The organism is Ancylobacter sp., from assembly GCF_965279025.1.
Taxonomy (GTDB): Bacteria; Pseudomonadota; Alphaproteobacteria; order Rhizobiales; family Xanthobacteraceae; genus Ancylobacter.
Genome location: NZ_OZ257132.1, coordinates 4,448,270 through 4,464,116 on the forward strand (window position 1 = coordinate 4,448,270; position 15,847 = coordinate 4,464,116).

General features: G+C 66.5%; 13 protein-coding genes and 1 tRNA gene. 1 reads left to right on the top strand and 13 read right to left on the bottom strand.

Annotated features, from left to right (window positions below):
- Nucleotides 1-2: 2 nt before the first annotated feature.
- The 6 genes from ACQY76_RS20725 to pncB all read right to left on the bottom strand — a co-directional run bounded on the left by ACQY76_RS20725 (nucleotide 3) and on the right by pncB (nucleotide 8,376).
- Nucleotides 3-1,316, bottom strand: a complete 1,314-nt coding sequence (locus ACQY76_RS20725) for an efflux RND transporter periplasmic adaptor subunit (RefSeq protein WP_428030567.1) — start codon at nucleotides 1,314-1,316, stop codon at nucleotides 3-5.
- 137 nt (nucleotides 1,317-1,453) lie between these two features.
- The gene (gene murJ / locus ACQY76_RS20730; protein WP_428030568.1) at nucleotides 1,454-3,004 is read right to left on the bottom strand and encodes a murein biosynthesis integral membrane protein MurJ; all 1,551 of its coding nucleotides are present in this window, start codon (nucleotides 3,002-3,004) and stop codon (nucleotides 1,454-1,456) included.
- 97 nt (nucleotides 3,005-3,101) lie between these two features.
- Nucleotides 3,102-4,256, bottom strand: a complete 1,155-nt coding sequence (locus ACQY76_RS20735) for a DegT/DnrJ/EryC1/StrS family aminotransferase (RefSeq protein WP_428030569.1) — start codon at nucleotides 4,254-4,256, stop codon at nucleotides 3,102-3,104.
- Nucleotides 4,257-4,267: 11 nt separating this feature from the next.
- Entirely contained in the window at nucleotides 4,268-5,260 is a 993-nt protein-coding gene (locus ACQY76_RS20740) for a Gfo/Idh/MocA family oxidoreductase (protein ID WP_428030570.1), read from the bottom strand.
- 129 nt (nucleotides 5,261-5,389) lie between these two features.
- Entirely contained in the window at nucleotides 5,390-6,703 is a 1,314-nt protein-coding gene (locus ACQY76_RS20745; RefSeq protein WP_428030571.1) for an SH3 domain-containing protein, read from the bottom strand.
- A 380-nt stretch (nucleotides 6,704-7,083) separates the two neighbouring features.
- Complete coding sequence (pncB, locus tag ACQY76_RS20750) at nucleotides 7,084-8,376, bottom strand: nicotinate phosphoribosyltransferase (RefSeq protein WP_428030572.1); 1,293 nt, start codon at nucleotides 8,374-8,376, stop codon at nucleotides 7,084-7,086.
- Between the two features lie 187 nt (nucleotides 8,377-8,563).
- Between pncB and ACQY76_RS20755 the strand changes: the two genes are divergently transcribed.
- Nucleotides 8,564-9,661 carry an alkene reductase gene (locus ACQY76_RS20755; RefSeq protein ID WP_428030573.1) on the top strand — a complete coding sequence of 366 codons (1,098 nt, stop codon included), beginning with the start codon at nucleotides 8,564-8,566 and terminating at the stop codon, nucleotides 9,659-9,661.
- A 71-nt stretch (nucleotides 9,662-9,732) separates the two neighbouring features.
- Here the strand turns inward: ACQY76_RS20755 and ACQY76_RS20760 are convergent, their stop codons facing one another.
- The 7 genes from ACQY76_RS20760 to ACQY76_RS20790 all read right to left on the bottom strand — a co-directional run bounded on the left by ACQY76_RS20760 (nucleotide 9,733) and on the right by ACQY76_RS20790 (nucleotide 15,711).
- Nucleotides 9,733-10,629: a transglutaminase family protein gene (locus ACQY76_RS20760; protein WP_428030574.1), complete on the bottom strand. Its 897-nt coding sequence runs from the start codon at nucleotides 10,627-10,629 to the stop codon at nucleotides 9,733-9,735.
- Between the two features lie 67 nt (nucleotides 10,630-10,696).
- Nucleotides 10,697-10,978: a hypothetical protein gene (locus tag ACQY76_RS20765; RefSeq protein ID WP_428030575.1), complete on the bottom strand. Its 282-nt coding sequence runs from the start codon at nucleotides 10,976-10,978 to the stop codon at nucleotides 10,697-10,699.
- A 408-nt stretch (nucleotides 10,979-11,386) separates the two neighbouring features.
- Nucleotides 11,387-12,049: a sulfotransferase family protein gene (locus ACQY76_RS20770; RefSeq protein WP_428030576.1), complete on the bottom strand. Its 663-nt coding sequence runs from the start codon at nucleotides 12,047-12,049 to the stop codon at nucleotides 11,387-11,389.
- A 399-nt stretch (nucleotides 12,050-12,448) separates the two neighbouring features.
- A tRNA-Lys gene (locus tag ACQY76_RS20775) sits at nucleotides 12,449-12,524 on the bottom strand.
- A 117-nt stretch (nucleotides 12,525-12,641) separates the two neighbouring features.
- Entirely contained in the window at nucleotides 12,642-14,141 is a 1,500-nt protein-coding gene (locus ACQY76_RS20780; RefSeq protein ID WP_428030577.1) for a tripartite tricarboxylate transporter permease, read from the bottom strand.
- 15 nt (nucleotides 14,142-14,156) lie between these two features.
- Nucleotides 14,157-14,648: a tripartite tricarboxylate transporter TctB family protein gene (locus ACQY76_RS20785; RefSeq protein WP_428030578.1), complete on the bottom strand. Its 492-nt coding sequence runs from the start codon at nucleotides 14,646-14,648 to the stop codon at nucleotides 14,157-14,159.
- Nucleotides 14,649-14,724: 76 nt separating this feature from the next.
- Nucleotides 14,725-15,711 (bottom strand): tripartite tricarboxylate transporter substrate binding protein BugD, encoded by a 987-nt coding sequence (locus ACQY76_RS20790; RefSeq protein ID WP_428030579.1) that lies wholly within the window; start codon nucleotides 15,709-15,711, stop codon nucleotides 14,725-14,727.
- Nucleotides 15,712-15,847 lie beyond the last annotated feature (136 nt).

Below are 15,847 nucleotides of genomic sequence, written 5' to 3' on the forward strand. Positions count from 1 at the left end.
GCTCAGTTCGCGGGCGGGGCGGTGGGGGACTTGGCGTCGCCGCCCGTTCCCGCGCCGGCAGCCGGCGTCGCCGCCGGGGCAGCCGATGGCGTGGCGGCAGCCGGCGTGGCGGGCGATGCCGCCGGCGTGGCCGGGCTAGCCGCCGCGGCTGCGGGCGCAGCCTCCATCTTGCCGACCACCTTGGCGCCGGGACGGATGCGCATCAGCCCGTTGACCACGACGAGGTCGTCCTTGCCGAGCCCGCTATTGATGACGCGGTGGCCCTCATAGGCGCGGCCCAGCGTGACGTATTTCATCTGCGGCGCCTGCGGCTCGTCGCCGGGCTGCATCACATAGACGAATTTGCGCGTCTGCTCGGTGCCGATGGCGACGTCCGGCACCAGCAGCGTCTCGTGCGGTGCCGAAGACGGCACCTCGATGCGGCCGAACATGCCCGGGGTGAAGGTGACATCCGGGTTAGCGAAGGTGGCGCGGCCACGGATCGTGCCGGTCTCTTCGCTGATCTGGTTGTCGACGAAGTCGAGCGTACCCTGGTGGGTGAAGTCCTTCTCGTCGATCAGCGCCAGTTTGACCGGGATCGACTGCCCCGCATCGCCGAGCTGCTTCGACATGCGCTGGTAGCGCAGATAGGAGGCCTCGTCATAGGTGAACTCGAAATAGATCGGGTCCATCGAGACGATGGTGGCGAGCAGCGTGTTGGTATTGGTGCCGCCGGAGCCGCCGGTAACGAGGTTGCCGACGGACACCTTGCGGTCGCCGATCCGGCCGGTCACTGGCGAGCTGAGATCGGTGAAGTCGACATCGAGCTGCGCCGCCTGCATCGCGGCCGTGGCGGCCGCCACGTCGGCGCGGGCCGTGCGCTCGCTCTGCTGGCGCTGGTCGTAGGCCTGCTTGGAAATGGCATTCGAGGTCTTGTCGTCGATCAGCGTCTGGGCGCGCTGCAGGTCGGACTGCGCGAAATCCAGCTGCGCCTGCGAGCGCTGGAGGTTCGCCTTCGCCTGGTCGAGCGCCACCTGGAAGGGCCGCTTGTCGATGGTGAAGAGCAGGTCGCCCTGCTTCACCAGCTGACCATCGGTGAAGGCGACCTTTTCGAGATAGCCGGAGACGCGCGCATAGACGTTGACCAGATCGATGGCGGCGAAGCGGCCGACATATTCGTCATAGTCGGTGATGGTGCGCGTGGTCGGCTTGGCGACCGTGACGGTCGGGGGCGGCGGTGCCGCCTGCTGGCCCTGATTCTGCTCGGAGCACCCCGCCAGAGCGAGGCCTGCGAGGGTGAGGGCAGCCAGGGAAAGACGCGGCAGCGCGGTCATCATATCCGTCTCCGAGAACGCTCTTCGGGCATTTCGGGACAAAATCCCGAGCTGGCATGTCATGGGCCAACCCCGCCCGGAACCCCATGATGCCGCTGCGAACTACCACAATTATGCTGCACTGCGTAAGCAATAAATCGTCAGGCATGCCCCGCCGTCGGGCGTCCCCGCAGAAGGCCGATCAGGTAGCGGCGGCCGAACAAGGCGAGCACCAATAGAACATAAACCACGCCGCCCGCGGCAACGCACAGGGCCAGGCGGGCTTCATCGCGGCCATGGTCCAGACCCGCCAGCCAGGGGCCGGCGACATACGCCGTGCCGAAGAGCGTCGCAGCCAGCGCCACGCCGATCAGCACGAGGCGCGGAAGACTGCGCAGCAATTGCGCGTCGCCGCATTCATACCCCCGCCAGCGGGCGAGAACCGCCAGCGCCAGCACGGTAATCCAGCCGCCGACGGAGGTGGCAAAGGCCAGCCCGACCTGCGCCAGGCTGCCCATCAGCAGGATCTTCAGTCCGATATTGACCACCGCCGCGCCGAGCGTCGCCAGAACCGGGGTCCGTGTGTCACCCCGTGCATAGAAGGGCGACATGAAGGCGCGGACCACCACGAAGGGCGCAAGACCGACGCCATAGGCGGCGAGCGTCGCCCCGGCCTCGGCCGCCGCCTCGGCGGTGAATGCCCCGCGCATGAACAGCCCGCGCATGATGATTTCGGGAATGGTCAGAGCTGCAGCTAGGAATGGCAGCACCAGCAGCAGCGTCAGCTCGATGGCGCGCGACTGGGCGAAGCGCGCGCCGGCGAGGTCGTCGGCGGCAATCCGCCGGGACATTTCCGGCAGCAGCACGATGCCCGCCGCAATGCCGACCACGCCGATCGGCAGTTGGTTGATGCGGTCGGCATAGAACAGCGCGGCAACGGCCCCCTCCGGCAGGAATGAGGCGATGATGGTGTCGGCGAACAAGGCGAGTTGCACGCCGGCCGAGCCGATGATCGCCGGCCCCAGCGCGATCAGGAAGGCGCGCATGTCGGCATCGAGCCGCGGCCGGCCGAAACGAAGGCCGAGGCCGTGGCGCTCGCCGTCGAACACCAGCAGACCGAGTTGCAGGAAGCCGGAGATCAGCACGCCCCAGGCCGCCGCGTGACCGGCGGTGGGAAACCACCCGGCCACGCTCAGCGTGCCGACCATCGCGACGTTGAGCAGGATCGAGGCGGCTGCAGCGGCCCAGAACCGGTCATTGGCATTCAGCACCCCGCCGACCAGCGTCACCACCGCAATCAGCCCGAGATAGGGAAAGGTAATGCGGGTGAAGTCGACCGTCAGCGCGAAGCGAGCGGGATCGTCGGAAAGGCCAGGCGCCAGCAGCGCCACCACCCAGTCCGTCGCCAGCAGCGCGACGGCAAGGAGCGCCAGTTGCACCAGAACGACGCCCGTCAGTATGCCGTCGGCGAATCGGCGCGCCTTCGCTTCGCCCTCCACCGTCTTCACCCGGGCATAAGCGGGGATGAAGGCGGTGTTGAACGCCCCCTCGGCGAAGATGGAGCGGAAATGGTTCGGCAGCCGGAAGGCGATGTAGAAGGCATCCGCCAGCGGGCCGGCGCCGAGCACCGCTGCCATCATGATGTCGCGCACGAACCCCGTCAGCCGCGAGAGAAGCGTCCAGCCGCCGACGGTGAAGATGCTGCGGATCATGGGATGCCGATGGAACGGGGCTGCCGGAAGCCGGAATCGGGCGAGGACGGAAAGCTAGCCTTCCCGCCCTCACCTTGCCAGTCGTCGCCCCTCGGCGTCAGGCGAGGAGCGCGCGGCGCACCGCCGTGATGACGCGGTCTTGCGCGGCTTCGTCGAGATAGGGGTGCATCGGCAGGCTGATCACCTCGCCGGCGAGCTTTTCGCACACAGGCAGGCCGTTGCCCGCCGCAGGGTACTGGGCATAGGCCGGCTGGCGGTGCATCGGGAGACGATAATAGACGGCGGTCGGCACGCCTTCCTTCTGCAGTGCCGCCGCGAGCCCGTCGCGCACGCCGTGCGGCAGCCGGATCGTGTACTGCGCCCAGATCGAGGTGGCGCGCGGGTCCACCGCCGGCACCACGCACACATCCGCGAGCGCCGCGTTGTAGCGCGCCGCCACGCGCTGGCGCGCCGCGATCTCATCCTCGAAAATGGCGAGCTTCTCCAGCAGGATCGCCGCCTGGATCGTGTCGAGCCGGCCGGTCATGCCGAGACGGACGTTCTCGTATTTGTCGACGCCCTGCCCGTGCTCGCGCACGCTCCTCAGCACCGGCACGAGGTCGTCGTCGTCGGTGAACACCGCACCGCCGTCGCCATAGCAGCCAAGCGGCTTGGCGGGGAAGAAGCTGGTGGCCGTGGCATCGCCGAAGGAGCCCGTGCGGCGGCCGTTCCAGGTGGCGCCGAAGCCCTGCGCCGTGTCGCACAGAACCTTCAGTCCATGCGCCTTGGCGACGGCCTCGATGGCATCCATGTCGGCGGGTTGGCCGAACAGGTCGACCGGCACCACGACCTTCGGCGTCAGCCCCTTCTGCTTCGCGACGAGAATCGCGGCTTCAAGGCTCGCCGGGTCCATGTTGAACGTGTCTTCGAGGATATCGACGAAGACCGGCGTCGCCCCGACCCACGGCACCACTTCGGCCGTGGCGCAGAAGGTGAAGGCCGGGCAGAACACCGCATCGCCCGGCTTCACACCCCACGCCATCAGGATCATGGCCAGCGCGTCGGTGCCGCTGGAGCAGGCCACCGCATGTTTGGCACCGGCGAAGGCAGCGAGCTGCTGTTCAAGCTCGGTGACTTCCGGCCCGTTGATGAACCTGCAATGGGTCAGCACCCGCGCCACGGCGTCATCCACGCGGGAGCCGAGCCGTGCCCGCTGCGCCGCGATGTCGACGAAAGGAATTGGCGCCAGATCGGTCTTCACATGCGAATTCATCGGTCTTCCTCTCAGCCGGCCGCGCGCGCACGCAGCAGCACCGGGTCGGCAGGCGGCTCAAGGGGTTCGAGGCAGCGCATGGCGGTGGCGATGGCGGCCACGCCATCCTCCCCCGTCACCGCAGGCGCGCGCTCGCCGCGCACCGCTTCGAGGAACCGCTGCAATTCAAGCCGCAAGGGCTCGGCATACGCCACTGGCAGGTGCCGCATGGAGTAGCTGCCGTCCGGCTTGTAGTCGAAATACTCGGTGACCTGGCGGGTGAGCAGGTCGCCGATCACATACTTCTTGCGGGTGGCCACATGCACGGTGCGCGCCTTGAAAGGCGTCAGCCAGTTGGTGTTTATGTGCGCCAGCACGCCGTTGGCGGTGCGGAACTGCAGCAGAGCGATGTCCTCGCGCTCGGCCACCGCCGCCTTCACCTGCGGCTGCACGTCGACGATATGCGAGCCGGTAAAGTGGCAAATCAGGTCGATGTCGTGCACAGCGAGATCGATGACCACGCCGACATTCGACATGCGCGGCGGAAACGGCCCGACGCGGGTAATGCCGATGGAGAGGATTTCCTCATCGCGAATGGCGTTCTTCACCGCCTCGACGGCCGGATTGAAACGCTCGACGTGGCCGACCACCAGCGCCACATCCCGGGCCTTGGCGGCGGCGACGATCGCTTCGGCCTCGGCGACGGTCGGCGCGATGGGCTTCTCCACCAGCACATGCATGCCAGCATTGATGGCGGCGAGCGCGATGTCGTGGTGCAGATGTGTGGGGGCGGCGATGACTAGCGCGTCGGCGCCCTCGGCCACGAGTTCCTCAAGGCTGGCAAAAGCGCGGCAGCCGAGCAGCGCCGCCACCTTCTCGCGCTGGCCCGCATCCGGGTCGGCAATGCCCACCATCTCGGCGCCGGGAAGGTCGATCAGCACGCGGGCATGGTTGTAACCCATGATGCCGACGCCGACGACGCCGACGCGAACGGGCATCGAAGCCCCGCCCGGGTCCTTCACCATTCGCGATCTTCCTTCCGTATGAATATGTCGTCGGCGGTCTAACACGCGCCTCGGGGTGTGGCGAGAGAGGCCGAATCCCAAAGCAGGGTCAAAGGCTTCACTATTTGCTTCAGCCTGTTACCGACAAGATCACTGGGGAGTGGCGGCCTCGGACGCCTCTTCGCCGGCCGTGGCGGCCTGCGCGTTCGCCACGCCGGTGGTGTCGACGAAGCTCTTGTAGACGAAGGCGCGCTTGCCCTCGACGATGATTTCGCACCATTGCTGGCAGGTCACGAACTGCACCTTTTGCCCACCCGGCAGATTGCCGATGGCGGCAGCGCCCTTCCGAGGTGCGGCGCGCATGGTGACGGCGCGGCGTGTCACTGCCGTGCCCACGGGCTCGCCCCCGTAGCCGGCAGGCAGGCCGGCCTCGTCGGCGCCCTCGCCCGCCGCCTCCTCAGGTTCGGCAGGTGCCACGGCGGTCGGTGTGCGCTCGGCAAGGCGCTCCGGCGCCCGCGCGGGCGGCAGCGGAGCCGCCTTCGGCAGCGACGCCTGTGTGGGCGCCGGCGCCGCCCGCGGAATTTCCGCCGAAACGGCACCCGGCTCGTCGATGTCGCCCCCCTCTTCGGTCATGTCCGCCAGGGCGCCCGCAGGCTCCGGCGCGGCGAAGGCCGTTACGGCGACCGGGGCGGCAAGCGATTCACCGGCCATGTCGGACGGCGTGGAGGTGTTGCGCAGGGCCGGCGGCAGGCTGTTCGACGACGGACTGTTGGCGAGCACGGACGAGGCCGCCGGTGTCGGCCCAGAGGATGCGACAGCTGACGCGGCAGTGTCCGTCTCAGCCACGGCGACGCTGCGCGCTTCCGGCATGGGGGCCGAGGGAGCGACGCTTGCCACGGCTGCGTTGCCGATGACCTCGGGCGCTACCTTTGCCTCCTCCCGCGCGGCGAGCGATTGCAGGAAGACCGCGCCGCCGCCCACCACAACCATGAACACAGCAAGCGCGCCGAGCCGCTGCCAGGTGATGATGTCCTTGGAGGCGTTGCGCTTGCGCCGTGCCTCGGCCTCGCCCGGCTGACGCGCCGAGCTACCGAAGCTGCGCCGGCGGGCTCCCTGGCACGTATCGGCTTGCGGTACGGCCGCCGGCTTGGTCTCTGTGGGCGCGGCGGCGCGGCTTTTCAGGAGGTCGCTCACATCCCCCAGCGCCGCGATCCGGCTGCGCACGTCCCCGAGGGTGCGCGGCGAGGGAGCCCCGGCCGGACGTGCGGCCCAGGCGGCGGAGGAAGAAAGGGCCGCGATCGAGGCGGCTGCGGCAATGGGGGTGGCAGAGGGCGGTGCCTCACCCTCCGCAGCGTCCGGGCGGCCGGACTTTTCCTGCTCAAGGGAACTGAGGATCGTCCGAAAATCGGTGACGAGCGAAGAGGAGAGCCCGGTTCCGCGCGGCTCGTGCGATGAGGTCGGCATGGCGCGGGAACTCTACGCTACGGGAAAAAGGCGGGGGGACGCGGAGGGGTCGGCCAGAACGCAGATAGCAGCGCTGCGGCGCAGGTGCCGACAGCATTCCCGGACGTGGATAGCCAGGTCGTTAGCGCGGCGCTGACCACTTCGCATGCGTTCTTCCAGTCCGTTCGGGCCGGCGCCCGAGGGCCCCCGACCGAGTTCCGTAAGCCGTCTTCGAATGCGACGGGTGACAACTTACCGGCATTTGGCATCTTGATGCAAGAATGTCACATGCCGGAAATTTCCTTATGAACAAAGATTGCGGCAACTCTTGGCCTCCGCCGGGAGCGAGGCGTCAAATTATGCCAATGACCGCAACAAGTTGTGGGAAATTTGTCGCAGCCCTACACCAGCACCGCGCGCGAAGGCTCATTGATCGCACCGAAGATTCGCTGGTAGCGCGCGATCTCGTCCGGCGGCCCCATCGCCTTGGTAGGATTGTCTGAGAGCTTCACCGTCGGGCGCCCGTCGGCCGAGATAACCTTGCAGACGATGGAAATGGGATCGAGTCGGCCGTCGGGGGCAAAGCCGCGGAAATCGTTGGTCAGCAACGTTCCCCAGCCGAAACCCATGCGCATGCGGCCGCGGAAATGCCGGTAGATCCGCTCGATGTCGCCTATATCCAGCGCGTCGGAGAAGATGGCCAGCTTCTGCGCCGGGTCCTGTCCGCGCGCGCGCCACCAGCGCAGCGCCTCTTCGCCGCCCTCGATCGGGTCCTTGCTGTCGATTCGGATTCCGGTCCACTCCGCCACCCAATCCGGGGCGCCTTCCAGGAAATGGCTGGTGCCGAACGTATCGGGCAGGATGACCAGCAGGTTGCCCTCATAGTCCTGCTGCCAGTCGGCCAGTACCTTGTAGGGGGCCTGCGCGAGTTCGGCGTCCGTCTCGGCCAGCGCGGCGTAGACCATGGGAAGTTCATGCGCGTTGGTGCCGGTGGCCTCCACTTCGCGGCGAAGCGCGATCAGGCAGTTCGACGTGCCGAGAAAGCGCTCGCCCAACCCCTCCAGCATCGCCTGTACGCACCAGTCCTGCCACAGGAAGCCGTGCCGGCGGCGGGTGCCGAAATCCGCGACGCCGGCGCCCCCCAGCGCCTGGATCCGCTCCACTTTCTCCCACACCCGCGTCATGGCGCGGGCATAGAGCACCTGCAGCTCGAAGCGCCCCATGCTGCGCAGCACCGCGCGCGAGCGCAACTCGTTGATGATGGCCAGCGCCGGGATTTCCCACATGGTGGTCTCGATCCACGGGCCTTCGAAGGTCAGCTCGAACTGTCCGTCGCGCTTTTCCAGGTGATAGGCGGGAAAGCGGAACGTCTCCAGCCAGGCGATGAAGTCCGGCGAGAACATCTGCCGCTTGCCGTAGAACATGTTGCCCCGCAGCCAGGTGGATTCCCCGCGCGTCAGCGACAGGGTCCGCACATGGTCGAGTTGTTCGCGCAGTTCGGTCTCGTCGACGAAATCGGCGATCCGGACCGTCTTGGTGCGGTTGATGATGCCGAACGTGACCCGCGTGTGGAAATGCCGCCGGTAGATCGTCTGCGCCATCAGCAGCTTGTAGAAATCCGTGTCGAGCACGGAGCGGACGATCGGATCGATCTTCCAGGTGTGGTTATAGACGCGAGACGCGATGTCGATCATGCGGAAGGCCCCGTTTGCCCGGCCATCCCTTCTAGAGCATGCCGCTCGAAATTGCAGGCCGGGAAGGAGCGCGGGCGTCGGCGCGGCGAACATCGTGCGTTCCCGCTCTTGGATCTAACGCCCCAATGCTTAAGTGCGCACCAACGCCCGTACTCGCATACGGGATCCCCTTGGACAGGAGCACACCGTGGCTGCCACGAAGTCCCTTTTCGACACCTATCGCCTCGGCGACGTCATCCTCGCCAACCGCGTCGTCATGGCGCCGCTGACGCGCAACCGCGCCGGCGAGGGCCTCGTACCCTCCCCGATCGCGGTCGAATATTATCGCCAGCGCGCGACCGCCGGCCTCATCATTACCGAGGCGACGCAGATCTCCGCCACCGCCCAGGGCTATCAGGACACGCCCGGCCTGTTTACCGAGGCGCAGATCGAGGGCTGGAAGAAGATCACCGATGCCGTCCATGCCGGCGGCGGCCACATCTTCGTCCAGCTCTGGCACGTCGGCCGCGTTTCACACCGGTCGCTGCAGCCGGGCGGCGGCGCGCCCCTCGCCCCCTCCGCAGTGCGCGCCGAGACCAAGACCTATGTGAACAACGGCTTTGCCGAGGTCGACGAGCCCCGCGCCCTGACGCTGGAGGAGATTCCCGGCATCGTCGACGATTTCCGCACGGCATCGGCCAATGCCATCCGTGCCGGCTTCGACGGCGTCGAGATTCACGGCGCCAATGGCTACCTCGTCGACCAGTTCCTTCGCGACGGCGCCAACAAGCGCACGGACGCCTATGGCGGCTCGATCGAGAACCGCACCCGCTTCCTCAAGGAGGTTCTGGAGGCGGTGATCGGTGAGATCGGCGCCGCGCGCACCGGGCTGCGCCTCTCGCCGGTCACACCGGCCAACGGCATGACGGACAGCGACCCGCAGGCGCTGTTCAACCACGTTCTCGACGTGGTCGAGAGCCTGCACCCGGTCTATGTCCACATGATCGAAGGCGCCACGGGCGGGCCACGCGACATCGTGCCGGACTTCGACTTCGACGCCCTGCGCGCCCGGTTCACCGGCACCTGGATGGTGAATAACGGCTACGACAAGCAGCTGGCCGAGGAGGCGGTGGCGAGCGGCAAGGCGGACCTCGTGGCGTTCGGCAAGCCGTTCGTCTCCTCGCCCGATGCGGTGGAGCGCCTGCGGCTGGGCGCCGCCTTCAACGAGGTCGACCGCGACCATCTCTATGGCGGCGGCGCGAAGGGCTACACCGACTATCCGACCCTGGAAGCGGCCAGCGCCTGAGCCATCGCGCGCACGTTGAAACAAAAAGGCCCGCCGATCGGCGGGCCTTTCCTATTCCTTGCCGAACAGGCTCACGCGGCCAGGGGCTCCTCCGGACGCACGGAGCGCACCGCAACCTCCACGTTCATGCCGAGATAATCGCCGGTCAGGCCGGTGAAGCCGCCCGCCACCGGCACCGCCTGGCTGGGGTCCCGCGTCACCGCCACGCGGATGAGGTTGTCGGCCGCGATGGTACCATTTGTGGGATCGAATTCCACCCATCCCGCCCCCGGCAAATAGATGTCCGCCCACGCATGGGTGGCGCCAGCGCCGACCACCGCGGAATCATCCCCGTCCAGCGCCGGATCGTAGAGATAGCCCGTCACGAAGCGTGCCCCGAAGCCGAGCGCGCGGGCGGTCTCTATCAGCAGCAGCGCGAAGTCGCGGCAGGAGCCTGTGCCGAGCCGGAGCGTTTCGAGGGGCGGTTGCGTGCCCTCCTCGATCCGCAGATTATAGCTGAAGTTCTGATGGATGCTGTTGTTGATGTCGGTCAGCAGCGCCATCGTGTCGGTCGAGCGCGCGGCGATGAAGCCCTTCGCCCAGTTCGCGAGTTCGCCGTTCGGGTCGGGATAGTGCGGGTCCAGCATGCGACCGAGGTCGATGCGGTCATCCGGCGAATAGACGAATGGATAGGTCTTCGCCCCGTCGTCGATATCGAACACGAGTCCGCCGAGACCGTAGCGCTCCAGCTTGAGCACGCTCTCGATCTTCAGCTCGTTCGACGGCTCCAGAAAATCGACGATCGCGACGGAATTGCCGAACACGTCGTGGATCCAGCGCATGGTGCCATGCGGCGACAAGGTTATCTCCGCGCCCACCAGCCGCAAATCGTGGCTGTCGCGCGGGCGCAGCATCAACCGGTGCGAATGGAAGATGACGGAGTTGGCGTAATGATAGTGCGTGACGTGTCGTACGGTCAGGGTCTGCATGACAAGGTCCAAAGAAGTACGGTGGGCAGCGCGTCCACCGCTGGCATGACGCCGAAGGCGATAGGGCTCACCGGGAGAAGAGACGACCGACCGTGAAGCCGAGCAGTCCGACGGCGACCAGCGCGCGGAACGAATAAAGCTGTTCCGGCTGCACGCTAGCCGAAGGCTCGGCAGACAGGCGGGATCCGCCGCGGTCGCGGTTGCCGGAGAACGTCGACGCCCCCGGCGTGCCCGGCGCAGCGCCGCCGCCGAGCGGCCGCGAAGAGGCGTGGTCGCCGGACCCCTGGCCAGCGGAACCGCTGACGCCGGACTGTCCAGTGGACCCGTATTGATTGTTCGAATTTTCCATCACGATGCCTCGCCAGCTGTGCCTGTTGCGAGGCATAACGCGCGAGTTGCGGTTTCGTTCGCCTATACGGACGCGGCGTGGCGGGTATCGCGCGGACGGTTCACATCCGTCCGTTGAGGAACGCCAGCATCTCAACCGGACCGCTGGCGTTGAACAGCTTTACCTGCCGCCCCCCGCACATGTCGCATCGCAGGCGCGGCGGGGCCTCTCCATTGGCCGGCGCAGCCAGGGCCGACGCATCGGCACGCCCCAGCGCCGAACGGCGCCCGCAACGCTGGCAATGGGCGCAGAGCACAGATGTGTTGTCGATGATGTCGCCCTCCCGAGATTGTCCGGTGCCGCAGCTTACCAGTTCGGGGCACCCGGTGTCGCATCACTTACAGAGCACCGGGAAGGCGCGCCACGGGCCTAATCCTCCGGGCCGTAGCCGAACGCTTCCATCAGCTCCCGGGCGCGCCCGGTGCTGAACACTTCCAGCTCCTTGTCGGAGAGCTTTCCGACCCACTTGCGGCGGCCATCGAAAATCGGCTGGTTGACCTGCCAGCTGCGGAGCGCCGCATGCTCGGCGCCCTGTTCGCCACTGCCTTTCTCCAAGGCGGTCTTGCCGAACCAGCCGCGCGGCGATTCATGGTAGCGCAGCATCGCCTCGTCGAAGGGAAGCCCGGCAAAAGCACATACTTCCTCAAGCTTCTGCTGCGGCGCCGCGATCAGGTCCTCGTAGCGCAGGACAATGACGTCGGGACGGTCGGCTTGCGAGAGAATGATCTCGCCGGCCTCGATCCACCGGCTTATCCCCTCGTCGGAGCTGCCGAACCTCTTGATGAAGGACGCGGCGACGTCCCGGCCACAGCGCACCATCAGAACGAATCTGGGCGCGCGCATCATCGCGCGGATGCGGTCGAGATTGGCAATGTGGCGTGGGGTCTTCTCGGCGAGAAACTCTTTCCCGGAAAGGCGGAACTCCGCGAGAAGCTCACGGCGCCGACGCCTCGCTTCTCTTTCCCAGCGGAACGCGTCGGTCTCACGCAGAGGAATAAACACCTCGGGATGCGCGGCAAACATATTGGCCATCAGCGTGGTTCCGCTGTGGCCGCAACCGCAGATGAAAACCGAGGCGCTTGGGCGTGTCCACGCCACAGGCACCACCCAATTGAGGTGTTTTGATACGTTATTGAGCAATTTGAACCTCGGAAAGCGTCATGTCGACACTTGAACAACATTCGATCACATATCGCCTGCTGCGGTCGAGGTCGGTTCACATATTTTTCCGGTGTGGAGCGGGATTCTTCCGCCACGGCAGGCCAAGCCATGGCAAGCGAACCCCGACGCGGTATCGTGGTGTATTGAGATAGCGAATGGCCAGAAGCCTGGCCGACCGTGACGCGGAAAAACGGCTATCGGCGATTCACCGCCGGAAAGGGCAAGGACAACCCTGCTCCCCTTTCCACCAAACTCCGAACTTCTGGAGTTTGGTGGGCGCACTAGGGCTCGAACCTAGGACCCGCTGATTAAGAGTCAGCTGCTCTACCAACTGAGCTATGCGCCCCCGCCGAAGGCCAAGGCCTTGCGGACGGGGGTCGTGTAGCAGAGGCCTATGGGCCTGTCCATAGTGTCAGCCCTGCTACCTGATCTTTCCCCAGCCCATCGCTGTACGGGCGGCATTTTACTCCTGGAACGCCTCTTCGCGCTTCTTGCGCACCGAGGGCAGCAGCACGACCAGCAGCGCCAGCGCCGCCAGCCCCAGCATGGTGGCGGAGATCGGCCGGGTGAAGAACACGGTGGGGTCGCCGCGCGAGATCAGCATGGCGCGGCGCAGATATTCCTCCAGCATCGGCCCGATGATGAAGCCCAGCAGCAGCGGCGCCGGCTCGCAGTCCAGCTTCACCAGCACGTAGCCGACCACTCCGAACAGCGCCATGGTGAACACGTCGATGGCGTTGTTGTTCACGCTGTAGACGCCGATGCAGCAGAAGCCGACGATGAGCGGGAAAAGGATGTGGTAGGGCACGGTGAGCAGCCGCACCCAGATGCCGATCAGCGGCAGGTTCAGCACCACCAGCATCAGGTTGCCGATCCACATCGAGGCGATGATGCCCCAGAACAGGTTCGGCTGTTCGTTCACCACATTCGGCCCGGGTACGATGCCCTGAATGATCAGCGCGCCGATCATCAGCGCCATGACCGGGTTGGACGGGATGCCCAGGGTCAGCATCGGGATGAACGAGGTCTGCGCGCCGGCATTATTGGCGCTCTCCGGCCCCGCCACGCCCTCGATGGCGCCCTTGCCGAACTCTTCCGGGTGGCGTGAGATCTTCTTCTCAATCGAATAGGCGGCGAAGGAGGAGAGAATCGCGCCGCCGCCCGGCAGGATGCCGAGGAACGAGCCGAGGAAGGTGCCGCGCAGGATGGGGCCGATGATGCGCTTGATGTCGTTCTTCGAGAGCAGCAGGCCCTTCACCTTCTGCACCGTGACCGTGCGGGTGTGCTCGTCTTCAAGGTTGCGGACGATCTCGCCGATGCCGAACACGCCCATGGCCAGCGCCACGAACTCGATGCCGTCGGCCAGTTCCAGCATGTCGAAGGTGAAGCGGGGGGTGCCGGTGTAGACGTCCTGGCCGGAGAGGCCGAGCAGGATGCCCAGCACCACCATCGCCAGCGCCTTGACCACCGAGCCGGAGGCCAGCGCCACCGACGCGACGAGGCCCAGCACCATCAGGGCGAAATATTCCGGCGGGCCGAATTTCAGTGCCAGGTCCGCCAGCGGCGGGGCGAAGACGGCGAGCAGGAAAGTCGCCACCGAGCCAGCGAAGAACGAGCCGAGCGCTGCGGTGGCGAGCGCCGCGCCGGCCCGTCCCTTGCGCGCCATCTGGTAGCCGTCGATGGCGGTGACGACCGAGGAACTCTCGCCCGGCAGGTTGATCAGGATGGCGGTGGTCGAGCCACCATATTGCGCGCCGTAATAGATGCCCGACAGCATGATGAGCGCGGAAACCGGCGGCAGGCCGAAGGTGATCGGCAGCAGCATGGCGATGGTCGGCACGGGGCCAAGCCCAGGCAGCACACCGATCAGCGTGCCCAGCAGCACGCCGATGAAGCAGTAGAAGATGTTCTGGAAAGTGACGGCGACGGAGAAGCCGAGGGCGAGATTGTCAAAGATTTCCATGTGGCCCGCTCCCGCTCAATAACCGCCGAGCCACGGGCCCAGCATGGGCAGCGGCAGGCCGAGGCCCTTGATGAATACGGCCCAGGAGAACGCGACCATGATGAAGGAGGAGAGCAGCGCCGTCGTCAGCTTGAAACGCCGGCTCGCCAGCGTGGAAAGGAACACCGCCAGCCCCATGGACGGGCCCAGCCCCAGCGGGCGTATGCCGAGGCCGAACACCACCACCGCCAGCGTGACCAGCCCCAGCGGCACCCACGGCCACTGCGCGAAGCCGATCTTTTGCGTCTCGTCTTCCTCCTCGACCTTGTGGAGGGTGAGTCCAGTGAGAAGGACGATGAGACCGAGGAGACCGAGGAGACCGGCGAGGATCATCGGGAAATAGCCCGGCCCCATGCGGATGGCGCGCCCCATGGGCAGCCCCATGGCCTGCCATGCGAAGAACGCCGCAAGGAAAACGAGCAGGAGGCCGCTCGCGACCTCCTTCGGACTTTTGACGTAGCGCGTCATGGGATCTTCCCGCCGGCGGGTAAATTGGTCGCCGGCCCGCCGCACCACGGCGGCAGGCCGGCGGGAAAAGGTCGCGTCAGTCGGCGAAGACGCCGGCCTGCTCGATCACCGGCTTCCACTTGGCGACTTCCGCCTCGAGGAATTTCTGGTGCACGTCCGGCGTGGCACGCTCCAGCGCCACCGGCTCGGTGCCGAGGTCGGCGAAGCGGGAAATCACCTTCGGGTCCTGCAGCGCGGTGACGAGGGCGGCGTTGAGCTTGTCAATCTCGGCCTTCGGCGTGCCCTTTGGCGCGTACATGCCGTGCCACACCGCGATCTCGAAGCCGGGCAGCCCGGCGGAATCGAGCGTGGGAACGTCGGGCAGTGACTTCACCTTCTGCTTGGTGGTGACGCCATAGGCCTTCACCTTGCCGGCCTTGATCTGCCCGGTGGTGTTGGTGGTCTGGTCGCACATGAGGTCGATCTGGCCGCCGACGAGGTCGTTCATCGCCGGGCCGGTGCCCTGATACGGAACGGTGGTCACCTGGGTGCCGAGCGCCGACATGAACAGCATGCCGCACAGATGCGAGGCCGAGCCGACGCCGGCATTGCCATAGATCACCGCGTCCTTGTTCGCCTTGACGTAGGCGATGAGCTCGGCCGCGTCCTTAGGCTCGAGCGTCGACTTGCCGATCATCGTCATCGGCACGTCGGTCACGAGGCCCACCTCTTCAAAGTCGGTCAGCACATTGTAGGGCAGCTTGCGATACAGGGTGGCGGAGGTCGCCTGGCCGATATGGTGCAGCAGCACCGTGTAGCCATCCGGCGTGGCCTTCGCCACCTGCCCGGCGCCGCGCGTGCCGCCGGCACCGCCGACATTCTCGACCACGACCTGCTGGCCCAGCGAGCGCGACATCGATTCGGCGATCAGCCGCGCCACCGTGTCCGTCGGGCCGCCGGCCGCGAACGGCACGACCATGGTCACCGGCCGGTTCGGGAAATCCTGGGCCTCCGCCGCCGTGAAGGGCAAAGCCGCGAGCGTCAGCGCCGCCAGACCGGCAGCGACCCCCATCAATTTTGTCATGCGTCCCTCCCGAGACTTTGTTCAGATCTGTCGTCAGGGGCGCCCAGTACCGGACGCCCGATTTTCTTGGGACGTAAGGCCATCACCCGCGCCCCGCAGCGTCAAGTCTGTCTTTGGGCTATGAGGCACGGCAAAT

Excerpts from the sequence above, each read along its gene's own strand:
- ACQY76_RS20725 (WP_428030567.1), bottom strand. The coding sequence starts at position 1,316 with ATGATGACCGCGCTGCCGCGTCTTTCCCTGGCTGCCCTCACCCTCGCA.
- murJ (WP_428030568.1), bottom strand. The coding sequence starts at position 3,004 with ATGATCCGCAGCATCTTCACCGTCGGCGGCTGGACGCTTCTCTCGCGG.
- ACQY76_RS20735 (WP_428030569.1), bottom strand. The coding sequence starts at position 4,256 with ATGAATTCGCATGTGAAGACCGATCTGGCGCCAATTCCTTTCGTCGAC.
- ACQY76_RS20740 (WP_428030570.1), bottom strand. The coding sequence starts at position 5,260 with ATGGTGAAGGACCCGGGCGGGGCTTCGATGCCCGTTCGCGTCGGCGTC.
- ACQY76_RS20745 (WP_428030571.1), bottom strand. The coding sequence starts at position 6,703 with ATGCCGACCTCATCGCACGAGCCGCGCGGAACCGGGCTCTCCTCTTCG.
- pncB (WP_428030572.1), bottom strand. The coding sequence starts at position 8,376 with ATGATCGACATCGCGTCTCGCGTCTATAACCACACCTGGAAGATCGAT.
- ACQY76_RS20760 (WP_428030574.1), bottom strand. The coding sequence starts at position 10,629 with ATGCAGACCCTGACCGTACGACACGTCACGCACTATCATTACGCCAAC.
- ACQY76_RS20765 (WP_428030575.1), bottom strand. The coding sequence starts at position 10,978 with ATGGAAAATTCGAACAATCAATACGGGTCCACTGGACAGTCCGGCGTC.
- ACQY76_RS20770 (WP_428030576.1), bottom strand. The coding sequence starts at position 12,049 with ATGGCCAATATGTTTGCCGCGCATCCCGAGGTGTTTATTCCTCTGCGT.
- ACQY76_RS20780 (WP_428030577.1), bottom strand. The coding sequence starts at position 14,141 with ATGGAAATCTTTGACAATCTCGCCCTCGGCTTCTCCGTCGCCGTCACT.
- ACQY76_RS20785 (WP_428030578.1), bottom strand. The coding sequence starts at position 14,648 with ATGACGCGCTACGTCAAAAGTCCGAAGGAGGTCGCGAGCGGCCTCCTG.
- ACQY76_RS20790 (WP_428030579.1), bottom strand. The coding sequence starts at position 15,711 with ATGACAAAATTGATGGGGGTCGCTGCCGGTCTGGCGGCGCTGACGCTC.